General features: G+C 33.8%; 11 protein-coding genes and 1 pseudogene. 10 read left to right on the top strand and 2 right to left on the bottom strand.

Annotated features, from left to right (window positions below):
• Window positions 1–484: pseudogene (locus tag Q1R07_RS16145) on the bottom strand (hypothetical protein); the annotation flags it as partial.
• Complete coding sequence (locus Q1R07_RS16140) at window positions 474–1,058, bottom strand: hypothetical protein (protein ID WP_300492214.1); 585 nt, start codon at window positions 1,056–1,058, stop codon at window positions 474–476. The gene Q1R07_RS16140 and the pseudogene Q1R07_RS16145, both read right to left, overlap by 11 nt.
• A 176-nt stretch (window positions 1,059–1,234) precedes the next feature.
• On the opposite strand from Q1R07_RS16140, the gene Q1R07_RS16135 reads away from it, so the two are divergent.
• The 10 genes from Q1R07_RS16135 to Q1R07_RS16090 all read left to right on the top strand — a co-directional run.
• On the top strand, window positions 1,235–1,699 hold the full coding sequence (locus tag Q1R07_RS16135) for a hypothetical protein (RefSeq protein WP_300492212.1): 465 nt from the start codon (window positions 1,235–1,237) through the stop codon (window positions 1,697–1,699).
• Between the two features lie 348 nt (window positions 1,700–2,047).
• Entirely contained in the window at window positions 2,048–2,383 is a 336-nt protein-coding gene (locus Q1R07_RS16130) for a DUF4844 domain-containing protein (protein ID WP_300492211.1), read from the top strand.
• 18 nt (window positions 2,384–2,401) lie between these two features.
• The gene (locus Q1R07_RS16125) at window positions 2,402–3,040 is read left to right on the top strand and encodes a hypothetical protein (protein ID WP_300492210.1); all 639 of its coding nucleotides are present in this window, start codon (window positions 2,402–2,404) and stop codon (window positions 3,038–3,040) included.
• 275 nt (window positions 3,041–3,315) lie between these two features.
• Complete coding sequence (locus tag Q1R07_RS16120) at window positions 3,316–3,867, top strand: hypothetical protein (RefSeq protein WP_300492208.1); 552 nt, start codon at window positions 3,316–3,318, stop codon at window positions 3,865–3,867.
• Window positions 3,868–3,882: 15 nt separating this feature from the next.
• Window positions 3,883–5,031: a hypothetical protein gene (locus Q1R07_RS16115; RefSeq protein WP_300492207.1), complete on the top strand. Its 1,149-nt coding sequence runs from the start codon at window positions 3,883–3,885 to the stop codon at window positions 5,029–5,031.
• Window positions 5,032–5,068: 37 nt separating this feature from the next.
• Window positions 5,069–5,317 (top strand): hypothetical protein, encoded by a 249-nt coding sequence (locus Q1R07_RS16110; RefSeq protein WP_300492205.1) that lies wholly within the window; start codon window positions 5,069–5,071, stop codon window positions 5,315–5,317.
• A 53-nt stretch (window positions 5,318–5,370) separates the two neighbouring features.
• Window positions 5,371–5,955, top strand: coding sequence for a T6SS immunity protein Tdi1 domain-containing protein (locus tag Q1R07_RS16105; RefSeq protein WP_300492204.1), 585 nt, complete (start codon window positions 5,371–5,373; stop codon window positions 5,953–5,955).
• 60 nt (window positions 5,956–6,015) lie between these two features.
• Window positions 6,016–7,152 carry a hypothetical protein gene (locus Q1R07_RS16100; protein ID WP_300492202.1) on the top strand — a complete coding sequence of 379 codons (1,137 nt, stop codon included), beginning with the start codon at window positions 6,016–6,018 and terminating at the stop codon, window positions 7,150–7,152.
• Window positions 7,153–7,198: 46 nt separating this feature from the next.
• Window positions 7,199–8,113, top strand: a complete 915-nt coding sequence (locus Q1R07_RS16095) for a DUF4274 domain-containing protein (protein ID WP_300492201.1) — start codon at window positions 7,199–7,201, stop codon at window positions 8,111–8,113.
• Between the two features lie 125 nt (window positions 8,114–8,238).
• On the top strand, window positions 8,239–8,470 hold a 232-nt coding region (locus Q1R07_RS16090), incomplete at its 3' end, for a hypothetical protein (protein ID WP_300492199.1).

Genomic DNA, 8,470 nt, shown 5'->3' with positions numbered 1-8,470 from the left:
AATTTACAACATTTTTTACTTCTTGTGAATTAGGATCATCGGATTTTTCAATTATTGCATCGTTCCCCAGTTTAAAATATTTGATTTGTAACTCTAAACCAAAATTCTGGATTTCGACCAATTCTTTTTCATAAACATATCTATCCGTTCTGTCAATTTCAGTATAAATATCATTCATGGATTTCCACTGATTAAAGAATTCCTGAGCAACTTCGCTTTTGTGTTTTATTCCAAGTTCTTTATCATCTAAAATGACTTTAAAATTTTCTTCGTCTGTCAGTTTTTCTAATAATTGTTTGGTTTCCGGATCATCAAAAGTTGGATATTTTTCTCCTTGTTTCGTATTATATTTTATTTCACGTATTGCATTATCATAATCATTAGTATCCCAATATTTTTTATCAAGAGGAAATTTAGGCTCCTCTTTACAGCTAATAAAACATAAAGAAAGTGTCATAAAAGCAATAAATACGCTATTTTTCATTTAAATATATTTTTGGATTTTTAAAATTTCGATGTAAATTTAATAAACTATCTATAGTTTTCTCATATTTCTTTTGTTCACTTAAAACATAACTGTGAAAAGTATCATCGTCATATTGTATTTGATAGTTTTGTTCCTCCTGTTTAATTGCATCAATCAAATCTTCAGCTTGATTTTTCGTTACGTTCTTTAAATCTGAAATTCTTTTTTTTGCAATTCGGGTGTATAATTCTGTTATCTTAAAATGATAGATTTCATGCGTTAGTAACTCTTTGCTATAAGCTTTTTTATTATAGACATATGAACTTGATGGATGAAAAAAAGATTCAATCCGAAGAGAGTCATCCTTAAATTCATAATCTATTGATGTTTTTATATAGGCAAAGGATTTATTCCCATAAAGTGATTTTTGGAAGAATTCCAAACCTTTAAAGTCATTTAAAGTAACCTGATCAATATCTTTAAAACGAACCGGCTTCTGATAATCCAGAAAATTTATTTGCGTTAAAGTTGCAAACCCCGATAGTAGGACTACTATAACGATGAAAATTATTTTCAGAGCTTTATTTCTCATTTATTATTGACACTTCACGGATTGATTACACTTGCTATAATTGTTGTTTGTAGATGATTTTATAAAATAAAATTCGAAACAAATATCCGAAGTTTTTTACAAAATAAAACACCTATAGGTAGTCCGATATTTGTTTTTATATACATTTACAGAAAGAAACGCAGATCAAAAACGTTATGAAAATAATCGAATTAAAAGAAATTCAAAACACTTCGGAAAACAGTAAACTGCCACCGCTTTATACGCAATTTCAAAAATTGCTGGAAGAATTACGAAAAAAGGAATTACCCGATACACTTATCGAATCCATTAATCAGGATATTGAAGTGCTAAATACAACCACTTTAACGGATGACAAATTGCGAAAGCTGTTTAAAGAAAAGCAGACTAAAATTGTTCGACTGGTTGAAAAAGAAGTAAAAATCGTACCGCAAAAATATTATATGACGCTTTGGTTGGCCATTGGAATGTCGGCTTTTGGAATACCACTCGGAACAGTATTAGGATTGAGTTTGGGTAATATGGGCTTGTTGGGAATCGGACTTCCTATTGGTATGGCAATCGGAATTGCGGTGGGTACAAATATGGATAAAAAAGCACTACAGGAAGGACGGCAATTGGACGTGGTTATAAAGCATTAAATCAGTTTAATACTATTAGAATTCTTACAAAAAATTTTATTTTCGTAACATTTGTACGCGTTTTTATGTAATACGTTAATTAGGGTTGTGTATAAATACTTATTTTGTTAATTTAGTTTGTATAGTACTTGAAAAATGATTTAAGTTTGACGAATTAAACAACTCAAAAAACAACCAGCCACCAAAAAATATAGAAACGGGAAGTATCGTGTGTAACGCAATAACAATAGTACCCGATCCAAAAACGTACCACCCGAAAAAATGCATGACAATACCGTAAAACCTACGATACGTTGTTGTCTTGAGGCGTTTTTATTTTTTGCAATGGCACTAACAATTAACTGATTTATGCCCCACAAATCAATTAAAGAAAAATTAGTGCAGCTACGTAAAGAACCCAAATTTACGATGCCGCTTTCCATTTATTATCCGGGTTTGGATAATGAAATGGTACGAGTCGAACTCAGTAAAATCATCGACCGAAGTATTTTCGAAATTTATTCAAAAATAGAAGACGGACTCGACCGCCTGATGTTACTGGATATCATTCACACAACAATAGACAAATTCAAATGTTTTCAACTGAATGACAACGATTTTATTTATATCCGGCAATACCTCAACCGGATTATTCTTATTGTAGAATGGGATTGTAGCCCGGACGATCTTCGAAACCTTATTTAACCAAACTTAAAACATAACATGGACAACGATTTTAAGCAAGTACACGGACAAACGGGAAGTGAATTGCAAGACCAAAAAGAATTAAATCAAATACTGGCTGGTGATGGCGGTAAAATCTATCCCGTTTTACGAAATGGAGACTGGATCGGTATACAAAACGGAGCCTTGTTTACACCTTTAATCGGAACGTTTGAAAACCCTAAGATTGTCATCGCATTAGCACATGATATGCCGAATAATTTGGTATATGTTCCGTATAAAACAGGGACGCATTATGAGGAGCTTAACAAGATGTATGACGAAGCGCAGGCAAATCTTGAAGCCATAAAAGTTCCTTACGAGGTATTCCAATATCACGACCATTTTGAAGTGAATGCCTGCGGACATGAGTTTAGTAGCGAATTTTTATTGCACAAGCCATTTCTGGATGAATTGCATACCGTATTAAAATCGGATGAGATATTAGTAGCCGTTCCAAGACGGGGTTATTTTAAAGCGATTGCAAGCAATACATCAAGAGATTTATATAACGGTTTTATCGAAGAGTACGAGTTTGCCTTCCATAATGACGCCAGTGAAAAGCCACAAATTACCAATGGTGTTTTTGTTATAAAAGACAGTGTCATCGTACAACGGGGAGAACTGGAAAAATACTAAACCGAATAACAGTCATTATTTCGAAAAATACTATAAAAAGAGAAACTGGTTTTCTCTTTTTTTTTGGACAAAGGCTAACGATGGTTCTAAACTCGACATCGTGGATTTGCAATCCGTAATGATAAAATTTGTTGTTACAGAACACTATTGTAATCAGATAATCGTGATAATTTTTCACTTGGCGCGTATTTGAAAAATAAATAAAGATTTGGTTAAAAAATATCAAAATTATTATTTTAAATTTCGCATGACTGAGAGAAAATAAAGTAACAACCATGAATTATTCAGTAGAAAACATAAAAGAATTTATTTTAAAATTTTTAGATAAAGAAGCCGAATGCTGGACAAAACGCCAATTAACAGATTTGGATGATTATAACCAATCCATTAAAGTGCTATATGCTATGGCTATTGACGATCTTGACGAAGGTTTTGGAATTTATTATAAGAAGGAATTAGTATTAGATGAAAACCCGGTAACATATAAACCCCGTCATTTATACAAACTCAGTAGCTATAAAAATAAAATTTATGGGGATATATGGGTAGCCTATGTTTCAATTATTAACCCGAGGAGTGAAAGTAATAAAAGTCTTCTTGTAGATGGTTTTATTATAAGTGAAATTGATGACGAATTTAAAATCATTGGAACAATGGGAGTAAAGCTAAGTCGTTCCACAATGGCTGTGATGGGGTGGAGTGGAGATGTTTATAATCCTTCCGATTTAGACATCAAAAAATTAGGCAAGTTTGTCGCTACTGAGCGCTATTCAGAACCAGATGACCGCGATGATTTTTCACTTAAAGAGTATTTAAAAGATAAATAATTAGTTGAATTAATTATGGAAATAAACAAGATACATTCAGATTTAAAAAAAATATACCAGTACAAAAAAGAGAGCGACCGTGCATTTCTCTTCAAATTTAAGGATGAGGATGAAAATGAAAAACTGATTACTCTTCTGAAAATGGGATTTTGGTCGGTTGCCCCTTTGGGCTTTTATTCGGATAATATATTAGCCATTCGATTAACGCCCGAAAAGCCGTTAAAAAAATCTCCGATAGTGTTTTATAATGGTACCTACCAAGAATGTTATGCATTCGCACCAAATTTACAGGCCATCATTCCGATGTCGTACTTAAGATTTATGGGCAAACCAAAAGTTATAGCCGAACTTCAGGATAAGATAGAAGGAGCCGTTACTCTATCGAAGCCTTTTTTTGATTATCTGGGCGGCGGAGACCTCGATTTCCTAAAGCAGTTCTTACTCTCGGAAGCCAATCAGGAACGGTTGAAAGACGCGGCCAATTTTGAGGATGCGTTTTTCAAAGAATTTTGGGATCATTATTATGATACGCCCGAACAAAAGAAGGCCTTTGAACTGTTTGAGAAATTGAAGGAAAAAAGAACCTATTTTCCCAGTTATAAGCATGCCGATTATGGTCTTTGGAATGAATATGTAGGAAACGTTCTGGCCAATAGAGCATATGAACTACTCAACATGGAAGATGAATATAAATGGCCACATTATTGGCATTGTGTCAAGTTGCCCCATGGTTTCGATTGTGACACTAACGGGTTTCATAAGTATGTGATAAGCTTAGGGAATTCTGGTTCTTTTGTTCGGGATATTGCTGAGGTGTTTGATTCCGAATGGGAAGACAAATATGCGATGTTTCCGGAAGAAGTACAAAAGCACCCGCTTTTTGAAGCCACAGAAACCATCAAGTTTGAGGGATACTATGACTATACAGGAGAAAAGCACCTTGCCGCCGCTGCGCGCCTGGAAGAAGAATACAAAGACCCTGTTGCGGCATGGAATGCCTTGATAAGTGCGAGTTATTGGGGCGGAAGGAGAGAACGTTTGGATATTGTAGAAAAAGCATGGCAACAGGCAATCGACCTGTCAGAAAAACAGGGTTGGACAGAGATCAATGAAATTTTAAAAGAGCAACTCGCGTTTTATAATCATTACAAGGATATAGTTTAATACATGTCGATATGATATCAGTGTAGAAGATGTTGAAATGGGAGCAGAAGTATATCCCACTAATGTGAGCGTAGGAATTGTTAATGGTGACTTAAAAATTATATCCTCAAGAGAGCTTGACTTTGAAAAAAGAAGAAATGAAGAAGTTATCGAATGGGTTTATAATCAACGATCGAATGTCTATATAGACGACATCACAATTAAAAATGAGGGTGAATTAATAGAAACGCTACGAGTTTTTGAACCGGAGCATCCTACCTGGATAGCAGATTACAGCAAAGGATAATAGTATTGATTTTTAGAATCCGAGACGAAAAAGAAACGTAACACCAACAGTTAATGATACATCAAAGTTTTAGTAACGTTCTAGGAGAACCTAAAAGAATTGGTGAAATAGACATCGCCTTATTAAAAGAAAAATTTGATAAGCAATTAAGCCACTTTGAAGACAGTGCTGTTCTTTTAGACTATCTGGAACATTATGGAGAAGCTGTTTTTCAAGAAGGTTTTTTTGCTTTTATAAATCCAATGGATTATGAAATCCCATTAAAGAAATTTCCAAAATTAAAAGCGCAGTCGATTCTGCCATTTGCCAAAACGGCTATGGGAAACTTTTATTTAATTGGCGAAGTAGACGACGAAGTTTGTCTTGCTTTCTATAACATTCATACAGAAGAATACAAATATGTTGATTATGAGTTCACGTTATTTTTTACAACATTGGCAGGAAATAAATATCATAGTGAGACAGAGGCTTATGGATTGATCGAAATTCCAGCATTAGAAAAATATGGACCAGTAGCCATAGACGAGTGCTTAACATTCGTTCCGGCCTTAGTTCTCGGTGGAGATGAGGTTCTTCAAAACATCCAAAAAGTAAAATTAAAAGAAAACGTAGCACTACTGGCAAATGCTTTTAGTTAAGCTATCGATATCCTTTTGTCTCGCTTATTTACCATTAACGAATATCAAGCCAATTAAATAATGAAACTCAACAAAATACACCAGGATTTAAAAGAAGTATATAAAGGCAAAGAAACAGATTTAATACTGGGATTCGAATTTGGATATGAAGATGAAATTATGCGAGCGATGACTATTTTTCGTTCCGGGTTTTGGTCTGTTGCTCCTTTTGCTTTTGATGATTACAGTGATTACGCCATTAGATTAATGCCCAATAAGGAGTTATTCGATGCTCCAATTGTAACAAAAGGAATTAGTGATTTTAGAACGATTTCGCCTGATCTTGCTTCTTTTATTACAATGTCGTGGCTTCCCTTTTTAAAAGATATTGATATTATAAACGATGAGCTTAAAAAGAATTGGGAAACATTTGAAGAACTATCGTTACCTTTCAGACAGTATACGAATGGTCTAGATTCCTTGGACTATTTAAAAGAATACCTACACAATGAGGATAACTTGAAATACCTTGAAAATCCTTCAGAATTTTACACCAAAGTATATTTAGATTTTTGGAATCATTATTATGATACTCCGCAACAGAAAGAGTATGTTGCGCTAATGACTTCGATGATTGAAAATGAATCCTATTTGCCAGATTTTAAAATAAAAGATTACGGTATTTGGAATACAAGGGCATATCATGCTTTAGCTCAGAGAGCTTATCCAAAAATAGATTATAAAAATGTTGTAGACTTTGAAAACTATAATTTTCAAAGTGGTATGCAACCGCATGGTTTTGATCCTGTGGGAATTGGTTTTGATATTCAACCTCAAGCCACATCTACAAGTTTTGAATTAGGGTCTATACTCACTTTTTTTGATACAAATCCCCATTTAGAATGGGAGTATTCAAAGGCTATAAAAGAACATCCGTTATTTGAACTGTTAGTAAGTATTAAAAAGAATAAAAACGGCTATAATGGTGACGCACATATAGAAGTAGCCAAGGTAATAGACGAACAATTAAACGATCCTATTATGGCGTGGGATGCTTTAGTAAGTGCCGGATATTGGAGCGGAGAAAATTTTAATGAACCAAATATAAAAGCCTGGATGGCTGCTATTGATTTATCCGAAAAACACGGTTGGAAAGCGATTAATGAAGTTTTAATGGATCAACTGGAGTTTTATAATCATTATAAAGACAAAATCTAATTCATAAAACAAAACAGATTTAAAACAATTAAAAAATAAAGGCAACATGGATTCACATAATTTTACTCACGAAGAAAAGCTTTTTGCAGGAACGGAACTTTACAATTGGGATAATGGTTTGGATTGGTTATACCAGGTTTTAGACAAAAAAGATTGTGACAAAGCGACTGCATTGATGATTTATTGGAGAGCGGATCCTAATTTTTACTATAGCAGATACAACTCCGAAGCCGATGTTCCTGAAGGTTGGCAACTTGAGGGGTACAAATTAATGAAAGAGGCGGAAAAACGGCTACTTGAAAATAATTTTTCAGAAACAATCAGTTACACACCAGACGAAGATCGTATTCCAAAAGACGCTGCCGTTTTAAAGAAAATTCCACCACAGTTGCTACTGCCTACAAAAGGAACAGCCGGTAACGTAATTATAAAAAATTACATAGAAGTAAGATATCTGATAGATGCCTGCAAAAGCAGAGGGAGTTTAGAGGAGGTAAAGGAAAGATTAGACAAAAATCCTGATTTACTGAACCTGTGTTATATGGATAGTAATCCATTAATTGAAGCGGTGCGGAATTATGACAAAAGAACCATTCCATTGGTTACTTTTTTGTTGGAAAAAGGAGCTGATGTTAAGGTACAGCCTTTGGGTTCGACTTCAATACCTATTCTTTTTCAGTGTATTACTTGCAAAAGCGCCAAACTTATCGAATTACTCGTTAAATATGGTGCCGATATTAATGGTGTAGCTCCCAACGGAAATAATATCCTTCACAACCAACTAGCAATCAGTCCCGAATTATGGAAGAATTATTTCGGACCTGTTTTTCTAAAAGCATTACTCAATTTGGGAGCTAACCCGGAACACAAAAATACAGATGGAAAAACTCCAATAGATTTAGCCAAGGAAAACAATAATGAAGCCGCTTTGAAAGTAATAGAAAAATTTCTTAAAGCGTAATAGAAAAATATAGTGATTTATAAGGAACGGGTACTTTTTACTCGTATCAAAGATTTTAACTGCCTGATGTCACGACAATAAATAAAAAAAACAGATTCATAAGAAACCTAAAAAAGTGATATAAAATGATACATGAAGATTTTATAGATAGATTGAATGAACCTGAAAAAATTAGCATAATAGATATCGCAACTTTAAAAATAAAATATGCGACACAATTAGCCACTCTTATCGACAGTGATGTTCTTTTGGAATATCTTGAACATTATGGCGAATCAGTTTTCATGGAAGGGCTATTTTCTTTTATAAATCCTCTTGATTATGAAACATTATTAAAAGAGTTTCCAAAATTAAAAA

The organism is Flavobacterium sp., from assembly GCF_030146175.1.
Lineage (GTDB): Bacteria > Bacteroidota > Bacteroidia > Flavobacteriales > Flavobacteriaceae > Flavobacterium.
Note: the sequence above shows the minus strand (reverse complement) of the source record. Positions and strands in the feature narration are given on the sequence as shown.